The following is a 20,387-nucleotide window of genomic DNA, read 5'->3' on the forward strand; positions in this document are numbered from 1 at the left end:
CTGAAGCGTCGCACCGATGTCCGACGTCCGCGTCGTCGTCATCGACTGGACCGACACCGGCGCATCACCACCGACAGCCACCGACCCGACCTGGACCCGCCGCGAGGGGCGGCGGGTCGCGAGCGGCCGGGCCGGCACGCCGGGGAGCCCGAGCGGTACCCGTTGCGCCGGGGCCACAGGACTCAGCCCCGGTTCGAGGCGATGGTCTCGCGGGCGGCGCGCAGCGACTCCTTCAAGGAGCCCATGGTGGCCAGCACGGCCGTGGGTTCGTAGCCGCAGTGCGCCATGCAGTTGGCGCACCGCGGGTCCTTGCCCCGCCCGTACTTGTCCCAGTCGGTGTCCTCGATCAGCTCCCGGTAGGTGGGCACGTACCCGTCGCTCATCAGATAGCAGGGGCGCTGCCAGCCGAAGAGGGAGTAGTTGGGGATGGCCCACGCGGTGCACGGGAAGTCCGCCTTGCCCTCCAGGAAGTCGAGGAAGAGCGGGCTGTGGTTGAGCCGCCAGCGGCGCCGGTTGCCGCCCGAGAAGGCCTTCTTGAACAGCTCGCGGGTCTGCTCGACGCCGAGGAAGTGCTCCTGGTCGGGGGCCTTCTCGTAGGCGTAGGCGGGCGAGATCATCATCTCGTCGACCTGGAGGTCGTCGTTGAGGTAGTTGAGCACCTCGATGATGGTCTGGGGGGTGTCGGTGTTGAAGAAGGTCGAATTGGTGGTGACGCGGAAGCCGCGGCGCTTGGCCTCCTTGATCGCCTCCACCGCCTCGTCGAAGACGCCTTCCTTCGCGACGGACTCGTCGTGCCGCTCGCGCAGCCCGTCGATGTGCACCGCGAACGCGAAATACGGCGAGGGCGTGAAGTTCTCCATCTTCTTGCGCATCAGCATGGCGTTGGTGCAGAGGAAAACGTATTTCCTCCGCTCCACCAGCTGCCGCACGATTTCGTGGATCTGCGGGTGCATCAGGGGCTCGCCGCCCGCGATGGACACCATGGGCGCACCGGACTCCAGCACCGCACCCACGGCCTGGGCGACCGGCATACGCTGCTTGAGCACCCCGGCCGGATGCTGGATCTTCCCACAGCCCTCGCACTTGAGGTTGCAGGCGAAAAGCGGCTCGAGTTCCACGATCAGTGGAAACTTCTCCCGCTTCCGGAGCTTCTGTTCAAAAAGGTACGTCCCGACCCGGATGGTCTGGCGGAGCGGCATGGCCATCTAGCTCACCTCCTGGGGAGCAGCAAAGAACGGTGCCATTCGAAAAAAGCCGGAAGAACAGTGCGTAGTACGCGGAAGGCTGATATTCCACCCCGCAAGGTCCCGATTCGGACGAGTTCGTGTTCTGGAGCGTCCACGACCACCCGGACGGCCGCAACCGGGCGCGCGCCGGCGCGCACCGCGCTTCGCAGCGTGGCGGCGGACTCCATGTCCACCGCGAGTGCCCCCGCGGCGTGCAGGGCCGTCCGTTCGGCGCCGCGCACGACGTGGTCCGAGCCGACCAGCGGGCCGGTGTGGATGACACGCCGGGGCACGGCCCGGGCCAGCTCCTTGGCCAGCAGCTCCACGCCGACGCACTCGGTGCGCCCGGCGTCGTCACGGGTCTCGTCGGCGACGACCAGGTCCCCGGGGTGCATCCCCGGGGCGAGGCCGGCGCAGAAGCCGGTGGCGATCACGGCGGCGTCGCACAGCGCCGGGTCGTCCCCGAGCGCGAGGGCCACGGCGCGGTCCGCGGCCTGCGGTCCCATGCCGGTGCGCAGTACGGTCACGGGCCCGGCGGCTCCACCGAAGCCGCCGCCCAGGGCCAGCCGCTCGATGCCGAGCGCGCAGGCGATCAGCAGCGGTGCGGAGCCGGGGGTGCCCGTGCCGGGGGTCATCAGCCCTCCCGCCGGTCGGGGGTGAAGGGCTCGCCGTGCAGATAGCGGCCGAGGGCCGTGACGGGGAAGACCTGCCGGTACAGGTGGTAGTTGATGGAGAAGTCCCAGGGGAAGCCGGTCCCGGTGAAGTGCGGCTCGTCCCAGGAGCCGTCCGGGCGCTGGTTCTCCACCAGCCAGGCCACGCCGCGCTCGACGGCCTTGCTCTCCCGCTCCCCCGCGGCCAGCAGCGCCATCAGCGCCCAGGCGGTCTGCGAGGGGGTCGTCGCACCGCGCCCGATCCACTCGGGGTCGCGGTAGGAGCGCTGGTCCTCGCCCCAGCCGCCGTCGGCGTTCTGCACGCTTTCCAGCCAGGCCACGGCCCGGCGGACGGCCGGGTGCGAGACGGGCAGCCCGGCGGCGACGAGGGCGGGCAGCACCGACCCGGTGCCGTAGACGTAGTTGGTGCCCCAGCGGCCGAACCAGGCTCCGGACGGCTCCTGTTCGGCGAGCAGCCAGTCGATGCCGCGCCGGGTGCGCGGGTCGTGCTGCCTGCCGAGGACCGCCAGCATCTCGACCACGTGCGCGGTGACGTCGGCGGACGGCGGGTCGATGACCTCGCCGAAGTCGCAGAACGGCAGCCGGTTGGGGAAGGGGCTGGTGTTGTCGGCGTCGAAGGCTCCCCAGGCGCCGTTCCTGGACTGCATGCCCAGGTTCCAGCGGGTGGCCCGCCGGACGGCCGTCTCGACGCGCCCGGGGTCGGGGTGGCGTACCCGCTCGAGGGCGAGGACGACTTCGGCGGTGTCGTCGATGTCGGGGTAGTTGTCGTTGTGGAACTCGAACGCCCAGCCGCCCGGGGGCAGATCGGGCCGGCGGACGGTCCAGTCGCCGGGCCGGGTGATCTGCTCGTCCAGCATCCAGTCGGCGGCCTTGACGAGTGCCGGGTGGTCGGCGGCGACGCCCGCGTCGGCGAGCGCGATGACGGCGAGGCAGGTGTCCCAGACGGGCGACTGGCACGCCTCGATCATGCGAGCGCCGTCCTCGCGCCAGACGGCGAAACGGTCCAGCGACTCGAGCCCCGCGCGCAGCACCGGGTGCCGGAGGTCGTAGCCGAGGAGGTGGAGGGCGATGACGGAGTAGACGGCGGGGGGCTGGATGCCGCCCCAGCAGCCGTCGTTCTCCTGGCGCTCGATGATCCAGCGCTCGGCCGCCCTGAGCGCGGTGCGGCGCAGCGGGGCGAGCGCGAACCTGCGGTAGACGTGCAGCGCCTTGTCCAGGCGCTGGAAGAGGCCGTCCCAGCTGGCGGCCGGGGCCGCCGGGCGCGGGGGGTTGGGGCGCCGCGGGTCGGTGTGCAGCTCGTCGAGGGGGAACGGCGCGGGCCGTACCGGGCGCTCGGCGGAGACGACGGTCAGCGGCACGATGGTCTGCCGGGCCCAGCAGCCGAAGTCGTAGATGTTGAGCGGGAACCACTTCGGCAAGTACATGATCTCGGGCGGCAGTTCGGGGAGGTCGTCCCACTTCCACCAGCCGAAGAGGGCCAGCCAGATCCGGGTGAAGACCCGGGCGGCGGCGATGCCGCCCTGCTCGCGGATCCAGAGCGCCGCGGCGGCCATGTGCGGGGCTTCGGGGGCGTCCCCGGCGAGCCGCAGCGCGACATAGGCCTCGATGGTGGCGGAGAGCTCGGCGGGCCCGCCGTGGAAGGTGGACCAGGTGCCGTCCGGGCGCTGCTCGGTGCGGATGAAGAGGGCCGCCGCCCGGGTGGTCCGCTCGTCCTGGATGCCGAGGAACTGGCGGAGCATCAGGTCCTCGGCGTCCATGGTGACGTTGGTCTCCAGGTCGCCCTTCCACCATCCCGCCGTGTCCTGCCGGGCGAGCAGGTGCTCGACCGCGCGGGCGGTGGCCCGCTCCGCGGCCGCGTGCGGCTCCGCCTGCCCGGCGCGCGCGGCCGGGGGCAGGACGGTGGTGCTCTCGTTGGCCGCGGCCGCAGGGGGCGAGCCCGCCCCGGTGCCTCCGTCGGTCGTCGCTGTCATGGCTTCCCCTTTTGCAGTGAGTTTCTTCTCTGCCGTACTGCCGTACTTGGGGGTTCCGTCGGCGGCGCCCCGAGCGAGGGGCGCCTACCGGCGACTGCGAGGTCTAGATCGGGTGAATGGGAATCATCTCTTTCGTACGACGACGAAGTCGGCGAGCGCGACGAGCTGCGCTCGGACCTCTGCGGGCATGTCGACGCCGTCCAGCGCCTCGATCGCGGTGGCGTGCTGGCGGCGGGCCTCCTGGGAGGTCCACTCCCGGCCGCCCGCCTCCTCGATCAGCGCCGCGCGGCTGGCGAACTCCTCCTCGTCGAAGTCGGCGGCCTGGGCGTCGCTGAGCTTGGCGTCGGCGGCGAGGATCCGGGCGAGCCGCTCGGAGGCGGGGCCGCCGGCGGCGAGGGCGGCGACGACGGGGAGGGACTTCTTGCGCTGGCGCAGGTCGCTCCAGGTCTGCTTGCCGGTGGCCTCCGGGTCGCCCCAGATGCCGAGCAGGTCGTCGACGGCCTGGAAGGCGAGGCCGAGGTGGTAGCCGTAGGCCTCCAGGGTGTCGGCCGTACGGTCGTCGGCACCGCCGAGGACCGCGCCGATGGAGACGGCACAGGCGAGCAGGGCGCCCGTCTTGTTGCCCTCCATCTCCAGGCACTCCTCGACGGTCACGCGCTCGCGGTGCTCGTAGGAGATGTCCTGGGCCTGGCCGTCGATGAGCTTGCGGGTGGCGGTGGTCAGCCGCCGGGTGGCGCGGCCGGCCTCGACCGTGCCGAGCTCCAGCAGGACCTCGTTGGCGAGGGCGAAGAGGGCGTCGCCGACCAGGATGGCCTGGGCCGGGCCGTGCACCTTCCACACCGTGTCGCGGTGGCGGCGCTGCTCGTCGCCGTCCATCAGGTCGTCGTGGAGCAGCGAGAAGTTGTGCACGAGCTCCACGGCCACCGCGCCGGGGATGCCCACCTCGGGGGCGACCCCGGCCGCCTCGGCCGAGAGCAGGGCGAGGGCGGGGCGGATCGCCTTGCCACTGTCGCCGTGCGAGGGCCGGCCCTCGGCGTCGATCCAGCCGAAGTGGTAGGCGGCGACGGTGTCCATGGGCGGCGCGAGCCGGTCCACGGCGGCACGCAGCACCGGCGTGGCAAGCGTCCGTCCGCGCTCCAGCAGGGCGGTCACGCCTGCGGTGTCGACAGCTGGGATCGCCGAAGTCACGGTCTCTCCTCTGGTGTTCATGCTCATGCGTCCCCCGTGCCGGGGGTGCACGCCTTGGGTGGCTCGCTCGTTCATGCCGGCTCCCGGAGGGGGCTCTGATGCGGACGCCCGAGCTCGGAGAGTGCCGCGCCGGCGGCGGACAGACCGCTGCGCACCGCGCCCTCCATGGTCGCGGGCCAGCCGGTGGCGGTCCACGCGCCGGCCAGGTACAGGCCGGGCGCGTTCGTGGGGGCGTGCGGCCGGAGCCGGCCGACGCCCGGGGTGGGGGCGAACGTCGCTGTCCGCTCCCGGGTCACGAAGAAGTCCCGGACGCCGGCGCCGCGTGCCGCGGGCAGCAGCCGCTCCAGCTCGGGAAGATAGCGCTCGCGCAGCTCGGCGACCGGCAGGTCGATCTCGTCCTGCACGGCCGACTGGGAGACGGCCAGGTACTGGCCGCCGCCGGCGAGGCCGGAGGAGTCCGTGCGGTCGAAGACCCACTGCACGGGGGAACCGAGGGCCGCGAAGAACGGCTGTCGCAGGACCTTGCGGTCGTAGACGACGTGGACGTTGAGGATCGGGGCGGTGTCGATGCCGAGCAGCCGGTCGGCGTCGTCCAGGGCGCCCTCGGGCAGCAGGGCGTGGGTCTCGCGCTGCGGGACGGCGAGCACGACGGTGCCCGCGTCCAGCCGCTCGGCCGAGCCCGGCCCGGACTCGATGTCCACGTGCCAGGTGCCGTCGGTGCCCCGTGTGAGGCCGGTGGCGCGGGTGCGCAGGCAGGTGCGGACGCCCGCCGCGTCGAGGGCCGCGCGGGCGCGGACGTCGTGCAGCTCGCCCAGCGGGGCGCGCGCCCAGCCGATGTCGGCGGCGCCGGGCTCCGAGAGCAGGCCGGTCTTGAAGACCATGGCGGCCAGGCCCAGGGAGGCCTGGTCGGCGGTGGCGTTGAGGGTGGCGACGCCGACGAGGTCCCACAGCGCCTCGACCGCGCGGGGGGACTGGCCGTGGCGGTGCAGCCAGCTCGCGAAGTCCTCCCCGTCCAGCGCCGGATCCATGGGGTCGAGGCCGCGCAGCGCCAGCGCGGCGCGGCCGACCTTGGCCCGCTCGGCGAGCGAGAGGTGCGGGTAGGTGGCGAGGCTGGCCGCCAGGTGCAGCGGTACGGGCAGCGCGGTGCGGCGCAGCCGGCCCAGGACGGGCCGCCCCGAGGGGTGGCCGACGTCGAGGACGGGGACGTCCAGCCGGCTCTGCAGCGGGGCGAGCGCCAGGGCGTCGACCCGGTCGAGGAACCACTGGTAGGCGGTGCAGCAGCGCAGGTAGACGTGCTGGCCGTTGTCGACGGTCAGCTCGCCGCGGCGGAAGGAGAAGGCCAGCCCGCCCAGCCGGGGCCGCCCCTCGACCAGGGTGACGCGCAGCCCCGCGTCGGCGAGTTCGAGCGCCGCCGTGGTGCCTGCGAGGCCGCCCCCGATCACCACCGCGGCCGCCCCGACGGGGCGGCCTGCCTCCTGCGCGCGATGCCGGTCGGGCCGGGTCGTCGTCCGTGCTGTCATGCGCCCTCTCCCTCGGCTGCTGTCAGGGACGCGTCCGCGGGGCGGAGGGTTGCACACCGATCCTCGGTGTGAGTTCGGGCCATCAAGCGCGCCCCTTGACGGTCTGCCGGTGGACGCTGCGGGCGTCGAAGCCGGACAGGCCGCGCACGGCGACATAGGCCTTCTCGCGCCCGGGCAGGGAGACCCGGCCGCGCAGCACGGCCCGCGGGTCCTGGGCGATGCGGTCCAGGAGTCTGCGGTAGATGCCGGACATGGCGGCGACGCAGGCGCCGCTGCGCCGGTCCAGCATGGGCAGCAGCTTCATACCCTCGGCGAACAGCGCGCGGGCGCGCCGGACCTCGTACTGCACGAGGCCGGTGAAGTCGGCGCCGGGCGGGGGCGTGGCGGAGTGGAAGCCCGCGGAGCAGCCGAACTTGGCGAGGTCCTCGGCGGGGAGGTACGTACGGCCGTTGGCCGCGTCCTCGCGGACGTCGCGCAGGATGTTGGTGAGCTGCAGGGCGAGGCCGAGCGTATCGGCGTACTCCGAGGCGCGCGCGGCGTCCCGGGCGCCGGGGACGGTGCCGAACACGCCGAGCGAGAGCCTGCCGATGGCGCCGGCGACGCAGCGGCAGTACAGGGCCAGGTCGTCCCAGGTCTCGTAGGTCTCGCCGCGCACGTCCATCTGAACGCCGTCGATGAGCTCGTCGAGGCCGCCGAGGGGGATGGGGAAGCGGCGGGCGGCGTGCGTCAGCGCGACGGCCACCGGGTCGGTGTCGTCCTCGTCGACGGTGCCTTCTCTGATCCGGTCGAGCAGCGCGCGCGTCTCCTCCAGCCGCAGCGTCTTGGACGCCGCGTCCAGAGTGCCGTCGCCGATGTCGTCGACCCGCCGCGAGAAGGCGTACAACGCGGACATGGCCCGGCGCTTCGCGGTCGGGAGCAGTCTGATGCCGTAGCTGAAGTTACCTGCCTGCTGTGCGGTGACGGCCTCGCAGTAGCTGTACGCGGCGAGCACCGGTGCGGACGCGGTCGGCGTTCCGTTCACGGTCCCGCTCACCCCTCTCTTCGCAGTGTCGCCCCCACCTCGCGCAGCAGGCTGAGCTTGGTGGGCTTGGGCGGTCCGGGGAGTACGTCGTGGCCCGCGGCGGCGACCGCCTTGAGTGCGGCCTTCCCGCCGCCCACGAACCCCGCGAGCAACAGCTTCAGCCTGCCGTGGACGCTACCCACCAGGGGGGTGCCTTCATTCAGCAGGTCCCCGGCGCGTTCCGCCTCGTACGCGACCAGTGCGCGCATCGACGCGCCACTGGTCGCAAGGGCGAGATCGCTCTCGCTCACGCGGAAGCGTTTCATGTCCTCGGCGGGCAGGTAGATGCGGTCGCGCGCGAGGTCCTCGGCGACGTCCTGGAGATGTTCGACGATCTGCAGAGCCGTGCAGATCGCGTCCGAGCGGCGGATCCGCTCGGGGCTCAGAGTGCCGGTGATACCGAGTACCAGGTGGCCGACGGGGTTGGCGGACAGCTCGCAGTAGGCGAGCAGGTCCTCGTAGGTGGCGTAGCGGCGCACCCGCTGGTCCTGGCGGTTGGCCTCGATCAGCCCGAGGAAGGGCTCGGGGGTCAGACCGCACCGGCGGACGGTCGGCCGGAGGCGGAGCAGCAGGGGGTGGCGCGGGCCGGTGCCGGAGCGCGCGGACACATCGAAAACACGCAGCAGGTCGGCCTCGAGGGCGTCGAGCATGGCGAGCCGGTCGTCACTCTGCTCGCGGTCGAGGCCGAGCAGCTCGGCGTCCCGGCCGCCGGGGGCCAGGTCGCCGTCGCCGATGTCGTCGACGAGACGGGCGTAGCCGTAGACCGCCATGAGGTCGGCGCGCCAGGAGCGGGGCACGAAGAAGGGAGCCACGGGGAAGTTCTCGTGCGCGGCCTTGTCGAGCACGGCGCGCGCGTGCGCGTCCGTCCCTGCGGTCATCGCGGGCTGCCAGGACCGGGGACGGCGTGCGCGCCGCGGAGCTGGAGAGTTCCCGTAGCCATTGCCGTCACATCTCCCGTTCTACACTGCAATCCCAGAACATCCTATTTCGGACACGCCGCAGGTCCCCCCACCCTTGACCCACCTCTGACCCGCCCCCTGGCGCCGGGGATACCCAGGTAACGTCACGCTTCGGCACAAATCAGCACGGTACAGCGTACGCCGCACAAATGTCCGACGCGCGCCGGGGTATGTGCTTGATCCATACAATGCCACGCAGGACGTGAATCAACCCTGCCAATAAGCGAGTTGATCGTTACAGGTCGGTCAAGTCCGCCCGCCGGACGGCGGCGGGCGGACCCGGCCGACCGGTGACGGCTAGCGGGCCGTCTCCTTCTCGTACGCCCGGACGACCTCGTCGGTCGGCCCGTCCATCAGCAGCTCGCCGCGCTCCAGCCACAGCACCCGGTCACAGGTGTCGCGGATGGACTTGTTGTTGTGGCTGACGAGGAAGACGGTGCCGGCTTCCTTGCGCAGCTCGCGGATGCGGGCCTCGGAGCGCTTCTGGAAGGAACGGTCGCCGGTGGCCAGCGCCTCGTCGATCATCAGCACGTCGTGGTCCTTGGCCGCGGCGATGGAGAAGCGCAGCCGGGCCGCCATGCCGGAGGAGTACGTCCGCATGGGCAGCGTGATGAAGTCGCCCTTCTCGTTGATGCCCGAGAAGTCGACGATGGACTGGTAGCGCTCGCGGATCTGCTCCCGGGTCATGCCCATCGCCAGCCCGCCGAGCATCACGTTCTTCTCGCCCGTGAGGTCGTTCATCAGCGCGGCGTTGACGCCCAGCAGCGAGGGCTGGCCGTCGGTGTAGACCTTGCCCCGCTCGGCGGGCAGCAGCCCCGCGATGGCCTTGAGCAGGGTGGACTTGCCGGAGCCGTTGGAGCCGATGAGGCCGATGGCCTGGCCCCGGTAGGCGGTGAAGCTGACGCCCTTGACGGCGTGCACCTCACGGACACCGGCGTCCGGCTTGCGCTTGATGATCCGGTTCAGGGCGGCGGTCGCGCTGCCCCGGCCGGTGTTGCCCCCGTAGACGCGATAGACGATGTGGACGTCGTCCGCGATCACGGTGGGGACGCGGCTCGACGCCGCCGTCTTGTCGACGCTGTTCTGATCAGCCACGGCCGTACTGCTCCTCAGCCTTCCAGAAGTACACGAAGCCCCCGAGACCGAGCAGCAGCGCCCAGCCGAGCGCCAGCGCCCAGACGTGCGGCGGCAGCTTGTCCGCGCCGTAGCCGTCGATCAGCGCGAAGCGCATGAGGTCGATGTAGACGGCCGCCGGGTTGGCCCCGAGGACGTCGATCACCCACTCCGGGGCATGGGCCCGCTTGAGCTGGTCGGTCATGCTGTACATCACGCCGGACGCGTACATCCACGTACGGGTGATGAACGGCAGCAGCTGCGCCAGGTCCGGCGTCTTGCTGCCCGCACGGGCCATGATCAGCGCCAGGCCCGTGTTGAACGCGAACTGCAGCACCAGCGTCGGGAAGATCAACAGCCAGGAGAGCTTCGGGAAGTGTCCGAAGCCGACCAGGATGACGATCAGCACACCCATCGAGTAGAGCAGCTGCTGGAGCTGCTGCAGCGCGAAGGAGATCGGCAGCGCCGCCCGCGGGAAGTGCAGGGCCCGCACCAGGCCCAGGTTCCCCGAGATCGCACGGACCCCCGCCATCGCCGAGGTCTGGGTGAAGGTGAAGACGAAGACACCCGTGACCAGGAAGGGGATGTAGGTGTCCGGGCCCATGTCCCGCTTGGCGTCCATCAGCACGCCGAAGATGAGGAAGTACACGAACGCGTTGAGCAGGGGCGTGGCCACCTGCCAGACCTGTCCGAGCTTCGCCTTGCTGTACTGCGCCGTCAGCTTCGCCCGGGAGAACGCCACGATGAAGTGACGCCGGTCCCACAGCTGCCGCGCGTACTCCCCCAGCCCGGGGCGGGCACCGCTGACCGCCAGGCCGTACTTCTTGGCCAGCTCGGCGGCGGGGAGTCCGTCGTCGGGTGACGGGGGGGCACTCAGGGCGACCGCACTGTCGTGCGTTGTCTCGCTCACAGTTGACACTTTCGTCCTCAAGGTGCGCTGCCGGGGCGGTGCCCCGGGCAGCGCCCGATGCTCTCAGACACGAGCTTGTCAGATCACGGGAGGGCGACCCAGTCGGGTCAGGCGCCAAACGGTACGCCACTTCATGGGGCGCCGTGGACCGCAGGGCGTCGTCCACCCCTCCTTGAAGCCGCCGAGCCAGGCGCGCAGCGCGGGCGGCGACGGCCGCCGGGCCAGCGTCAGCAGCAGCCACACCCCGAGGTAGACGGGGACGAGGGGGGCCGGGAGGTTGCGCCGGGCCAGCCAGACCCGGTTGCGGGCCACCATGCGGTGGTAGACCGCATGCCGGCTGGGGGCCGTGGTCGGGTGGTGCAGCACCATGTCCGACCGGTAGTCGATCATCCAGCCCGCGTCCAGGGCCCGCCACGCGAGGTCGGTCTCCTCGTGCGCGTAGAAGAAGTCGTCCGGCAGACCGCCGACCTCGGCGAAGACCTTCGTGCGGACCGCGTTGGCGCCGCCGAGGAAGGTCGTCACCCGCGAGGACCGCATCGGGTCGGCCGCCCGCAGCCGCGGTACGTGGCGGCGGGCGGTGACCCCGGTGTCGGGGTCGGCGATCCGGAAGCTGATGATGCCCAGCTTCGGATCGGCGGCGAACGCCTCGCGGCACAGCTCGGCGGTGTCCTGGCCGGGCAGGTGCCCGTCGTCGTCGAGGAAGAGCAGGACGTCGACCTCGCGGCCGCCGGGCCCGAACGCCTCGATGCCGACGTTGCGGCCCGCCGGGATGCCCACGTTCTCGGGCAGCTCGACGGTCCGTACGGTCAGCCCCGGCACGGACAGCTCCGGCAGCGGGGAGCCGTTGCCGACGACGACGACCTCGATGGCCTCGCCCTGCTGCTTGGCGACGGAGTCGAGCAGCGCGCGCAGTTCCTCGGGGCGGTTGCCCATGGTCAGGACGACCGCGCCGAGCTTCGCCGGGGCACTCACTTGAGCCTGCTCGAAGCGAGGATGGACACGAGGTGGAGCACGGTCTGCACGATCGCGATGCCCGCGAGGACGGCCACGCCGAGCCGCGAGAAGAACAGGTCGCCCCGGACCGTGTCCAGGACCGCGAGGACCAGGATCAGCAGGGACGCCTCGATCCCGAGGATCAGGCGGTGGAACTTCAGCGCGGCGGCGGCCTTGCGGGCCAGCGCCATGCCGGACGACCGCGGCTCGGACGCCGCCTCCTTGACCGGCGGCAGCCCGCCCTGGTGCCGGGCGACGCCGACGAGGTCGGTCTCGGCCTTGATCAGGATGGCGCCGAGGGCGGCGAGGGTCCCGAGGAAGGCCCACAGCCAGTCGATCCGGCCGGAGCCCCACAGATCGGCGGCGCGCAGACCGAAGCCGACCAGGACCGCGGCGTCGCACAGGTAGGCGCCGACCCGGTCCAGGTACACGCCGCCGAGCGAGAACTGCTTCTTCCAGCGGGCGACCTCGCCGTCGACGCAGTCGAGCAGCAGGTAGAGCTGGACCATCAGCACGCCGAGCACGGCGCCCGCGATCCCCGGCACCAGCAGGGCCGGAGCGGCGAGGACGCCGAAGACGGTCATCAGGTAGGTGAGCTGGTTGGGCGTGATCCTGGTGTTCACCAGATGCCGGTCGCAGCGCAGCGAGATCTCTCGCATGTACAGGCGACCGGCCCAGTGCTCACCGCTGCGCCGGTCCTTGACCCCTTCGGGGTGGACGACCGGGCGGAGTTCAGCGACTGACGGTTTTTGCATAGTCGGCGTATGCGTCCCTGATCTGGTCGGTGGAGAGGTCGAGGTGTTCCAGGATCGTGTAGCGCCCGGGGCGGGTCTGCGGGGCGTACTCGACGGCCTGGACGAACTCCTCCGTGGTGAAGCCGATCTCCTGGGGCGTGACCGGCAGCCCGTGCCTGCGCAGCACCTGGACCATCAGCGCGGACTCCTCGCGGGCACCGCGCAGGTGCATGGCGAAGGCCGCACCGAGGCCGCACTGCTCGCCGTGGCTGGCGGCGCGCTTGGGGAAGAGCAGGTCGAAGGCGTGGTTGATCTCGTGGCAGGCACCGGAGGCCGGGCGGCTGTCGCCCGCGACCGACATCGAGATGCCGGTGAGCACCAGGCCCTCGGCGAGCACCTGGAGGAAGCCGTCGTCGCCGACGCCGCCGGGGTGGCGGAGCACGGCCTCGCCGGCCTGCCGGGCGATGGCGGCGGCCAGGCCGTCGATGTCCTCGCCGCGCTCGCGGTGGGCGAGCTCCCAGTCCGCGACGGCGGAGATGTTGGAGATCGCGTCACCGATGCCGGAGCGCACGAAGCGGACCGGGGCCTCACGGATGACGTCAAGGTCGATGACGACGGCGATCGGGTTCGGCACCCCGTAGGAGCCGCGGCCCGCGTCGTTGTCGAGGGTCGCGACGGGCGAGCAGAGACCGTCGTGCGAGAGGTTCGTCGCGACGGCGACCAGCGGCAGGCCGATCCGCGCCGCGGCGTACTTCGCGCAGTCGATGATCTTTCCGCCGCCGAGGCCCACGACCGCGTCGTAGCGCCCGGACTTCATCGCGTCGCCGAGCTTGATGGCGTCGTCGAGCGTGCCGCCGCCGACCTCGTACCAGGAGGCGCCGGGCAGCGCCGGGGCGAGCCGCTCGCGCAGCTTCGCCCCGGAGCCACCGCTGATGGCGATGGCCAGCTTGCCGGAGCTGGAGATCCGCTGATCGGCGAGGATCTTCGCCAGATCGTCCAGCGCTCCGGCACGGATGTCGACGACGACCGGCGAGGGGATGAGCCTCGTCAGTACTGGCACGCGATCTCCCGGCCCTTGGCGAGGTCCTCGTGGTTGTCGATCTCGACCCACTTGACGTCGCCGATCGGCGCGATGTCGATCTTGAAGCCGCCGTTGACGAGCTCCTGGTAGCCGTCCTCGTAGTAGAGGTCGGGGTCGCGCTCGAAGGTGGTCTTCAGCGCGGCGGCGAGCTCGGCGCCGGCCTCGGCCTCGATGAGGGTGACACCGATGTACTCACCGGTGGCCTCGGTGGGCTCCATGAGCTTGGTGATCTTCTGAACGCCCTTCTCGGGGTCCACGACGACCTTCATCTCCTCGTCGGCGAGCTGCTTCACCGTGTCGAGGGCGAGGATGATCTTCTGGCCCTGGCCGCGGGCGGCGAGCAGGGTCTTCTCGACGGAGACGGGGTGGACGGTGTCGCCGTTGGCGAGGATCACACCGCGGCCCAGGACCTCACGCGCGCACCACAGGGAGTAGGCGTTGTTCCACTCCTCGGCCTTGTCGTTGTCGATCAGGGTGAGCTTGAGGTTGTACTTCGCCTCCAGCGCCTCCTTGCGCGCGTACACGGCCTCCTTGCGGTAGCCGACGACGATCGCGACCTCGGTCAGGCCGACCTCGGCGAAGTTGCCGAGGGTGAGGTCGAGGACGGTGATCGACTCCTCTTCCCCCTCGGGGCCGACCGGCACCAGAGCCTTGGGCAGGGTGTCGGTGTAGGGGCGCAGACGCCGTCCAGCGCCGGCTGCCAGCACGAGGCCGATCATGCGGGTTCTCCTGTTTCGTCGTGTACTGCGGGGGCCCCGGAGGACACCCAGAAACGGATGCTCTCGCTGAGCACCGCGAGCGCGAGGGCGACCGCGAGGGCCGTCAGCGCGATGGTGAAACCTTGGTTGTGCCACAGGGCGGCGGCGATCGTAACCGCCAGGACGCGTCCCTCGTGACCGCCGATCGCCCGCACCAGCCAGTGCGGGGGCGCGCCACTGCCGCCACGGATGCGGTACACCGTGTCGTAGTGATGGTAGGCGACCGCGGCCACCAGGCCGAAAGCCGCGGGCAGCGCACCGCTCCCGCCCGAGTGGGCGGCCAGCACCAGGATCGTCAGGTACTCCGCGGCGCGGAAGACGGGGGGGACCAGCCAGTCCAGGGGGCCCTTGAGGGGCCTCGCGACGGCCGCGCCCGCGAAGAGGGCGTAGAGGCCCGCGCCGAGGACCGGCCACCAGCCCGGCTCGGGGTGCCACCACAGCTGGACCAGGAGCAGCCCGGCACCGGCGAGCGCGAGGACCGGGGCCGTGGCCCCGCCGCCGGGCCGGCGGGCAGCCGCCTTGGCGGCCAGCTCCGCGATCGGGCCGGAGTCGGCGAGGTCGGCCAGCGCCCGGGCCGCGCGGTCCGTGCGGTGCGCCTTGCGGGTCAGCGAGCGCAGTACCCGGCCGGCCGTGGTGTAGCAGGCGGCCAGCGCGCAGCCGACGAGCAGCACGGAGAAGACGATACGGGGCGTGGTGAGCGCGGTCAGGACCGCGATCAGGGCCCAGCGCTCACCGATGGGCAGCACGATCATGCGGCGCGCCCAGACCGTCCAGCCGACGCTGTCGAGCTTGTCGGAGAGGGCGGCGGTGGGGCTCGTATTGGCCGTGGCGTCGTGGTTCGCCTCGTTGAAGGAGAAGTCGACGACGTGCCGGCAGGTCTGCAGGACCATGGCGCCGAGCGCGAGGGCCCAGACGTCGTCGCTGCCGCCGCCGTGGGCCGCGCCGACGGCGAGACCCGCGTAGTAGGCGTATTCCTTGGCGCGGTCGAAGGTCGCGTCGAGCCAGGCGCCGAGCGTGGAGTACTGCAGGGAGTAGCGGGCGAGCTGGCCGTCGGTGCAGTCGAGCACGAACGAGAGGATCAGCAGCACGCCGGCGGCGACGAAGCCGGGCCGGGTGCCGGTCGCCGCGCAGCCGGCCGCGATGAGCGCGGTGAGCAGTGAGGCGGTCGTCACCTGGTTGGGGGTGAGTCCGCGCCGGGCGCACCAGCGGGCGAGGTAGCGGGAGTACGGGCTGACGCAGTAGGTGGTGAAGAACCCGTCCCGGGACTTCACGGCGGCGCGCAGCCGTACGGCCTCGTCGTCAACCGCGGCGACGTCCCCCTCGGCCTTCGCACGGACGTCGGCGTCGGCGGGGACGGTGGCGACGAGCACCCCGAGGTCGGGGCGGTGCACGCCGACGCCGTCGGCTTCCAGCCGGGGCGCGAGGACGTCGGGCAGTCCCTCCCCCGGGTCCGCGTCCGTGACCGTGGCGAGCGCGCGGGTGAGGGCGCCGCGTGCCTCGGGCTGCGCGGTGAGCGCGCCCTCCACCGCCGCCGCGGGGAAGCGCGGGTCGGTCAGGGCCAGGCGCAGGGCGTGGAGGTGGCCGACGAAGCGGGCGTCGACGAGGGCGACCCGCTCGGCCGCCGGGACGGCGGCCAGCGCCGCCGCGGTGCCGGCGGCGTCGGCCGCCGCGCGCACATCGAAGCCCAGGGACCGCAGGTCGTCCTCGAGGGAGGAGCCGACGGGCGGCAAACCGGTGAGGATGGCGGTCGACAGACGAACTCACTCCTTGGAAACGGACGTGGCCGCTCTTTGCGTCCGCGGGGGCGGCCGAGCAGCGGTGTGGCGCGCCAGGGCCCCGTCGGGGGCGGCGTGCGGCACGTCGGCAGAGGCTATCGGATCACCGGAGGCGGTCGTTCACCGCCGTTCGCCTGGCCGGCGAATCCTCGACTGACGGCCCGTTGCGCCGCCCGCGGCGGCGAGCGCCCTGCGGGCGCGTCCTCAAACGCCGGACAGGCTTGATGGGGCCGGCCTCAGCCACAACCAGCCCGTCCGGCGCTTGAGGACGACCGCCGCGCAGCGGTGGTGCGAACGACACAGGCCGCGAGGCCGGCTCGCATGACCCGCCGGACACGGCCTAGGGTGCCCGTCATGACGTGGCTGATCACAGGCGGAGCCGGATATATCGGGGCGCACGTTGCGCGGGCGATGGTGGAGGCCGGAGAGAAGGTGGCCGTGCTGGACGACCTGTCCAGCGGCGTGGCCACCCGGTTGCCGGAGGAGTGCACGCTGATCCGGGGGTCGGTCCTGGACCGCGCGGCGCTGGACCAGGCGTTCGGGGACCTGGACGTGACGGGGGTGGTGCACCTCGCGGCGAAGAAACAGGTCGGGGAGTCGGTCGAGAAGCCGCTGCTGTACTACCGCGAGAACGTGCACGGCCTGACCCGGCTGCTGGAGGCCGCGGTCGACGCACAGGTCGCCAGCTTCGTCTTCTCCTCCTCCGCGGCCGTCTACGGCATGCCGGACGTGGACCTCGTCACGGAGGAGACGCCCTGTCTGCCGATGAACCCGTACGGGGAGACGAAGCTGGCCGGCGAGTGGCTTGTACGGGCCACCGGCGCGGCGCACGGGATCTCCACGGCCTGTCTGCGGTACTTCAACGTCGCGGGCGCGGCCGAGCCGGAACTCGCCGACACGGGGGTCTACAACATCATTCCGATGATGTTCGACCGGATCACCCGGGGCGAGAGCCCCCGGATCTTCGGTGACGACTACGACACCCCCGACGGCACGTGTGTCCGTGACTACATCCACATCGAGGACCTCGCCACGGCCCACCTGGCCGCGGCCCGCAGGCTCGCCGAGCGGCCGGGCGCGGGCGATCTGACGCTGAACGTCGGCACCGGGCAGGGGGTGTCGGTGCGCGAGATGGCCGATCTGATCGCCGAGGTCACCGGCTACGCCGAGCCCGCGCCCGTCGTCGAGCCTCGCCGTCCGGGTGATCCGGCGCGTGTCGTGGCCTCGGGCGAGCGGATCGCGAAGGAGCTCGGCTGGAGCGCCGCGCACGACGTGCGCGCCATGGTCGCCTCGGCCTGGGAAGGGTGGTGTCTGCACCACCCGGAGGCACGTCTTCGCTGATCAGCCGTTTGGAGCATCGCCGCAGGTCAGAGGCAATGACAACGGTGTTCAGTGCCGCGTTGCCAATACCCCCCTCCCGTAGTTCACTGAGGGCTCGGCCGATGTCCGTCGGCCGTGCGTGCGACGGTTTCGGGAGGCGGCATTCATGGGCGCAGGGCACGACCACGGCCACTCGCACGGAGCACCGCCGCCGGGTACGAGCGGCACCGCGGCCGCCGCGTACCGGGGGCGGCTGCGGATCGCGCTCGGCATCACGCTCACGGTGCTCGTCGCGGAGATCATCGGTAGTGCCCTGACCGGTTCGCTGGCGCTGCTCGCGGACGCCGGGCACATGGCGACGGACGCGGTGGGCGTCTCGATGGCGCTGGTGGCGATCCACTTCGCCAACCGGCCGGCCAGCGCGCGCCGCACCTACGGCTACGCCCGCGCCGAGATCCTCGCGGCGCTGCTGAACTGTCTGCTGCTGCTGGGCGTGGGCGGCTACATCCTCTTCGAGGCCGTGGACCGGCTGATCAACCCGACGGACGTGCCGGGCGGCATGACGGTCGTCTTCGGCCTCATCGGCATGGTCGCCAATGTGATCTCGCTGGCGCTGCTGATGCGCGGCCAGAAGGAGAGCCTCAACGTCCGCGGGGCGTTCCTGGAGGTGCTCTCGGATGCCCTGGGGTCGCTGGCCGTGGTCGTCTCGGCCCTGGTGATCATGGCCACCGGCTGGACGCAGGCGGACCCGATCGCCTCGCTGGTCATCGGTCTGATGATCGTGCCGCGCACGCTCAAGCTGCTGCGCGAGGCCTTGGACATCCTGCTGGAGGCCGCGCCGAAGGACGTCGACATGGACGAGGTCCGGGCGCACATCATGGGGCTGCCGGGGGTGATGGACCTGCACGACCTCCATGTGTGGACGATCACATCCGGAATGCCGGTGCTCTCGGCGCACGTGGTGGTGGACCAGTCGGCGCTGGAGGCCGGTGGTCACGAGAAGATGCTGCACGACCTGCAGGGCTGCCTCGGCGAGCACTTCGACGTGGAGCACTGCACGTTCCAGCTGGAGCCCAGCGGACATGCCGAGCACGAAGCCAAACTCTGTCACTGACGGCGGGGGCGCGTACGGCAGACTTGTGAACCGAAGACCGACAACGAGGATGGTCAATGCCGATCACATCAGCCGAGGGCTCCGCCGACTCCGCATCCACCGCTGAACCGATCATGCTGGAGCTGGTCGACGAGGACGGCAGAACCATCGGCACCGCCGAGAAGCTCTCCGCCCATGTCGCGCCCGGCAGACTGCACCGCGCGTTCTCGGTCTTCCTCTTCGACGACCGCGGCCGGCTGCTGCTGCAGCGCCGGGCGCTGGGGAAGTACCACTCCCCCGGTGTCTGGTCGAACACCTGCTGCGGCCACCCGTATCCCGACGAGCCTCCGTTCGTCGCCGCCGCCCGCCGTACCGGCGAGGAGCTGGGTCTCGCCCCCTCGCTGATGCGGGAGGCCGGCACCGTGCGCTACAACCACCCCGACCCGGCCTCGGGCCTGGTCGAGCAGGAGTACAACCACCTCTTCGTCGGGACCGTGACCGCCGAGCCGGACCCGGATCCGGAGGAGATCGGCGAGACGGCGTTCGTCACCCCGGCCGAGCTGGCCGCGCTGATGGCGGAGGGTCCCTTCTCCGCGTGGTTCATGACCGTGCTGGACGCCGCCCGGCCGGTGGTGCGGGAGATCACCGGGGACGCGGCGGGCTGGTAGCCGTCGCGAGGAGCGGCAGGGCGGCCCAGACCACCTTGCCGCCGCTCGCGGTGTGCTCGACGTCGCACCGGCCGCCCGCCTCCTCCGAGATGGCCTTGACCAGCAGCAGCCCCCGGCCGCCGGTGCGGCGGTCGTCCGCCTCCAGGGGTTTGGGCCGGTAGGGGTGGTTGTCCTCGACGGCCACCCGCACCCAGTCGGGGCCGAGGGAGACCTCCACGGCCACCTCCGGGGAGAGCAGCGCCGCGTGCTGTACGGCGTTGGTGACCAGCTCGGAGACGATCAGCAGCAGTCCGTGCAGCAGGTCGCCCGGGAGCCGTACGCCCTGGTGCCGGAGCAGATCGCGGACCGCGTGTCTGGCCTGGGGCACGGAGGAATCGAGCGCGGGGGCGGTGAACCGCCAGGTGCCGTCGTACTCCATCGGTCTCCGGAGCGGGGCGACCTGCCCCGGTTCGGGCGGGACGCTCCCGAGGATTTCCATGTCCGATACCAACCCCTCACCGTGGCTGTGCCGCACCCACGAGTGTTGGGGAATGTAAAGGTCCGCACCTGCGGACTGTGTAGAAATCGGCACTTATCGACAGCATTTGATCGGGGACGCGGCAATTGGGTGCCCAGGTGACCGATTCCGGTCGCCGTGTTCCGCGTTCCATGAACGATGCGGAATATCAGACTCCCCGAGTCAGGCCGGGGGCGTAGTGGCCGCCGGGCCCGCTCCCCCTCCTCCCTGTCCTCTCCCTTGCCCCTCTTCTTCCACCAGGCTCACCACGCGGCGCCCGCCCACCCCGATCGCGATCAGCCCGAGCCCGTCGAAGAGCAGCGCGAGGGAGAAGAAGGTGCCGATCACATAGAGGCTGCTGTGCGGCCAGTCGGCGAGCACCAGAACGCCCAGCAGCACACCGAACGCGCCCTGCACCAGCGTCCAGCCGAACTGGGGGCCGCGCACCACCAGACCACCCGCCAGCCGGAACACCCCGCCGGCCAGGAAGAGCAGCGCCGCGAACATCGTCAGGGTCTCGGCGGCGCCCTCGGGCCGCCGGAGCACCACCACGCCCGCGGCGAGGTTCAGCGCGGCGACCACCACGGCCAGCCAGAAGAAGTTGCTCTGCCGCGACTGGAAGGCGTGCAGCAGCCCGACCACACCGCCCACGAGCAGCAGCCAGCCGAAGAGGATCATGGTGGTGAGGGTCGCGAATCCGACGTAGCACAGGCCCACCAGCCCGGCGACGACGAGCACCGCGCCCAGCAGCGCGAGCCGGCCGAAGCTGCGGCTCAGCTCGCCGTGGGGGCCGGGCCGCCCGTCCTTGCGCCTGCGGGCTCCGGGCATCAGCGCCTCCTCGTAGCGCCCCCT

Annotated in this window: 20 protein-coding genes; 3 read left to right on the forward strand and 17 right to left on the reverse strand. The window is 71.7% G+C overall.

From position 1 onward, the window contains the following. The 15 genes from FHS38_RS21135 to FHS38_RS21205 all read right to left on the reverse strand — a co-directional run. On the reverse strand, positions 1 to 177 hold a 177-nt coding region (locus tag FHS38_RS21135), incomplete at its 3' end, for a flavodoxin-dependent (E)-4-hydroxy-3-methylbut-2-enyl-diphosphate synthase (RefSeq protein ID WP_376700059.1). Between the two features lie 5 nt (positions 178 to 182). After that, positions 183 to 1,205: an adenosyl-hopene transferase HpnH gene (hpnH, locus tag FHS38_RS21140; protein ID WP_184735690.1), complete on the reverse strand. Its 1,023-nt coding sequence runs from the start codon at positions 1,203 to 1,205 to the stop codon at positions 183 to 185. A 5-nt stretch (positions 1,206 to 1,210) separates the two neighbouring features. After that, positions 1,211 to 1,861, reverse strand: a complete 651-nt coding sequence (locus FHS38_RS21145; protein WP_184735691.1) for a phosphorylase family protein — start codon at positions 1,859 to 1,861, stop codon at positions 1,211 to 1,213. Further along, on the reverse strand, positions 1,861 to 3,867 hold the full coding sequence (gene shc / locus FHS38_RS21150) for a squalene--hopene cyclase (protein ID WP_184735693.1): 2,007 nt from the start codon (positions 3,865 to 3,867) through the stop codon (positions 1,861 to 1,863). The genes FHS38_RS21145 and shc overlap by 1 nt, the downstream gene beginning before the upstream one ends. A gap of 123 nt (positions 3,868 to 3,990) precedes the next feature. Next, complete coding sequence (locus tag FHS38_RS21155) at positions 3,991 to 5,082, reverse strand: polyprenyl synthetase family protein (protein WP_373301831.1); 1,092 nt, start codon at positions 5,080 to 5,082, stop codon at positions 3,991 to 3,993. Positions 5,083 to 5,126: 44 nt separating this feature from the next. Beyond that, complete coding sequence (gene hpnE / locus FHS38_RS21160) at positions 5,127 to 6,575, reverse strand: hydroxysqualene dehydroxylase HpnE (protein ID WP_184735696.1); 1,449 nt, start codon at positions 6,573 to 6,575, stop codon at positions 5,127 to 5,129. 82 nt (positions 6,576 to 6,657) lie between these two features. Next, on the reverse strand, positions 6,658 to 7,608 hold the full coding sequence (hpnD, locus tag FHS38_RS21165) for a presqualene diphosphate synthase HpnD (protein ID WP_184735698.1): 951 nt from the start codon (positions 7,606 to 7,608) through the stop codon (positions 6,658 to 6,660). Continuing rightward, a complete protein-coding gene (gene hpnC / locus FHS38_RS21170) occupies positions 7,605 to 8,513 on the reverse strand; it encodes a squalene synthase HpnC (RefSeq protein ID WP_184735700.1) in 909 nt (302 codons plus the stop codon). Before hpnC ends, hpnD begins: the two co-directional genes overlap by 4 nt. A 378-nt stretch (positions 8,514 to 8,891) precedes the next feature. Then, positions 8,892 to 9,689, reverse strand: coding sequence for an ABC transporter ATP-binding protein (locus FHS38_RS21175; RefSeq protein ID WP_184735702.1), 798 nt, complete (start codon positions 9,687 to 9,689; stop codon positions 8,892 to 8,894). Then, complete coding sequence (locus tag FHS38_RS21180; RefSeq protein WP_184735704.1) at positions 9,682 to 10,617, reverse strand: ABC transporter permease; 936 nt, start codon at positions 10,615 to 10,617, stop codon at positions 9,682 to 9,684. Before FHS38_RS21180 ends, FHS38_RS21175 begins: the two co-directional genes overlap by 8 nt. A gap of 78 nt (positions 10,618 to 10,695) precedes the next feature. Further along, a complete protein-coding gene (locus FHS38_RS21185) occupies positions 10,696 to 11,550 on the reverse strand; it encodes a glycosyltransferase family 2 protein (RefSeq protein WP_184736123.1) in 855 nt (284 codons plus the stop codon). Positions 11,551 to 11,585: 35 nt separating this feature from the next. Further along, positions 11,586 to 12,365: a CDP-alcohol phosphatidyltransferase family protein gene (locus FHS38_RS21190; protein ID WP_184735706.1), complete on the reverse strand. Its 780-nt coding sequence runs from the start codon at positions 12,363 to 12,365 to the stop codon at positions 11,586 to 11,588. Further along, entirely contained in the window at positions 12,343 to 13,404 is a 1,062-nt protein-coding gene (locus tag FHS38_RS21195; protein ID WP_184735708.1) for an iron-containing alcohol dehydrogenase family protein, read from the reverse strand. The genes FHS38_RS21190 and FHS38_RS21195 overlap by 23 nt, the downstream gene beginning before the upstream one ends. Further along, positions 13,392 to 14,144: a phosphocholine cytidylyltransferase family protein gene (locus FHS38_RS21200; RefSeq protein WP_184735710.1), complete on the reverse strand. Its 753-nt coding sequence runs from the start codon at positions 14,142 to 14,144 to the stop codon at positions 13,392 to 13,394. The genes FHS38_RS21195 and FHS38_RS21200 overlap by 13 nt, the downstream gene beginning before the upstream one ends. Continuing rightward, positions 14,141 to 15,937 (reverse strand): DUF5941 domain-containing protein, encoded by a 1,797-nt coding sequence (locus FHS38_RS21205; protein WP_184736125.1) that lies wholly within the window; start codon positions 15,935 to 15,937, stop codon positions 14,141 to 14,143. Before FHS38_RS21205 ends, FHS38_RS21200 begins: the two co-directional genes overlap by 4 nt. A 375-nt stretch (positions 15,938 to 16,312) precedes the next feature. Between FHS38_RS21205 and galE the strand changes: the two genes are divergently transcribed. The 3 genes from galE (at position 16,313) to idi (ending at position 19,039) form a co-directional block, all read left to right on the forward strand. Beyond that, positions 16,313 to 17,299: a UDP-glucose 4-epimerase GalE gene (gene galE / locus FHS38_RS21210; protein ID WP_184735712.1), complete on the forward strand. Its 987-nt coding sequence runs from the start codon at positions 16,313 to 16,315 to the stop codon at positions 17,297 to 17,299. A 145-nt stretch (positions 17,300 to 17,444) separates the two neighbouring features. Then, a complete protein-coding gene (locus tag FHS38_RS21215; RefSeq protein WP_184735714.1) occupies positions 17,445 to 18,392 on the forward strand; it encodes a cation diffusion facilitator family transporter in 948 nt (315 codons plus the stop codon). 56 nt (positions 18,393 to 18,448) lie between these two features. Beyond that, complete coding sequence (gene idi / locus FHS38_RS21220; RefSeq protein WP_184735716.1) at positions 18,449 to 19,039, forward strand: isopentenyl-diphosphate Delta-isomerase; 591 nt, start codon at positions 18,449 to 18,451, stop codon at positions 19,037 to 19,039. Here the strand turns inward: idi and FHS38_RS21225 are convergent. Then, entirely contained in the window at positions 19,014 to 19,517 is a 504-nt protein-coding gene (locus FHS38_RS21225; protein WP_184735718.1) for an ATP-binding protein, read from the reverse strand. The two genes, idi and FHS38_RS21225, sit on opposite strands and share 26 nt — an antisense overlap. Before the next feature lie 201 nt (positions 19,518 to 19,718). After that, complete coding sequence (locus FHS38_RS21230; protein WP_184735719.1) at positions 19,719 to 20,363, reverse strand: HdeD family acid-resistance protein; 645 nt, start codon at positions 20,361 to 20,363, stop codon at positions 19,719 to 19,721. Positions 20,364 to 20,387 lie beyond the last annotated feature (24 nt).

Origin of the sequence: Streptomyces netropsis (assembly GCF_014203545.1) — a bacterium.
Taxonomy (GTDB): domain Bacteria; phylum Actinomycetota; class Actinomycetes; order Streptomycetales; family Streptomycetaceae; genus Streptomyces; species Streptomyces netropsis.